Source organism: Ruegeria sp. N11, from assembly GCF_056531525.1.
Genome location: NZ_JBQFLX010000072.1, coordinates 1 through 1241, shown reverse-complemented (window position 1 = coordinate 1241; position 1241 = coordinate 1). Strand labels below are relative to the sequence as shown.

The window sequence follows — 1241 nt, the reverse complement described above, 5'->3', positions numbered from 1 at the left end:
CAGAGGTCTGCGACCTCGGCCTTGACCTTGGCTTCGACCGCGCCGTTGCCGTCTTCGCCATTGGCGGCCAGACCGTCGACGACCTCGATGATCCAGTCCGCGATCTGGCGGAATTCAACCTCGCCAAAGCCGCGGGTGGTGCCGGCGGGCGAACCCAGGCGGATGCCCGACGTGATGGTCGGCTTTTCCGGGTCAAATGGCACGCCGTTCTTGTTGCAGGTGATATGCGCGCGGCCCAGGGCCTTTTCGGTCGCGTTGCCCTTGACGCCTTTGGGGCGCAGGTCGACCAGCACCACATGGGTGTCGGTGCCATGGGTCACCGTGTCCAGACCGCCTTTGATCAGCTGATCCGACAGCGCCTGCGAATTGACGACGACCTGCTTGATGTAGTCCTTGAAGGCCGGTTGCAGCGCCTCGCCGAAGGCCACGGCCTTGGCCGCGATCACGTGCATCAGCGGGCCGCCCTGAATGCCGGGGAAGATGGCCGAGTTCACTTTCTTTGCGATATCTTCATCATTGGTCAGGATCATGCCGCCACGCGGACCGCGCAGGGTCTTGTGCGTGGTGGTGGTTGCCACATGCGCATGCGGGAAGGGGCTGGGGTGTTCACCTGCCGCCACCAGACCGGCGAAATGCGCCATGTCGACATGCAGATAGGCGCCGACCATGTCGGCGATCTCGCGCATGCGGGCAAAGTCGATCTGGCGCGGGATGGCCGAGCCGCCGGCGATGATCAGCTTGGGCTGATGCTCTTTCGCCAGCGCCTCGACCTGATCGTAGTCCAGCATGTTGTCTTCCTTGCGGACGCCGTACTGCACCGCGTTGAACCACTTGCCCGACTGGTTCGGGCGCGCGCCATGGGTCAGGTGACCACCGGCATCCAGGCTCATGCCCAGAATGGTGTCACCGGGTTTGATCAGCGCCTGGAACACGCCCTGGTTGGCCTGAGAGCCCGAGTTCGGCTGCACGTTGGCGAAACCGCAGCCAAACAGTTGCTTGGCGCGGTCGATGGCCAGATTCTCGGCAATGTCCACGAACTGGCAGCCGCCATAATAGCGCCGCCCGGGATAGCCTTCGGCGTATTTGTTGGTCATCACCGAGCCCTGCGCCTCCATCACTGCGGCGCTGACGATGTTCTCGGACGCAATCAGCTCGATCTCGTCGCGCTGGCGCCCCAACTCGGACCGGATCGAGCCGAAAAGCTCAGGATCACGATCCGAAAGAGACTGGGTGAAAAAACC

At 63.3% G+C, this 1241-nt stretch carries 1 protein-coding gene; it reads right to left on the bottom strand.

Translation table 11 applies throughout. From position 1 onward, the window contains the following. Positions 1 to 1241, bottom strand: a 1241-nt coding sequence (glyA, locus tag ACR0J8_RS24210) for a serine hydroxymethyltransferase (protein ID WP_480892862.1), incomplete at both ends; no start/stop codon positions are given.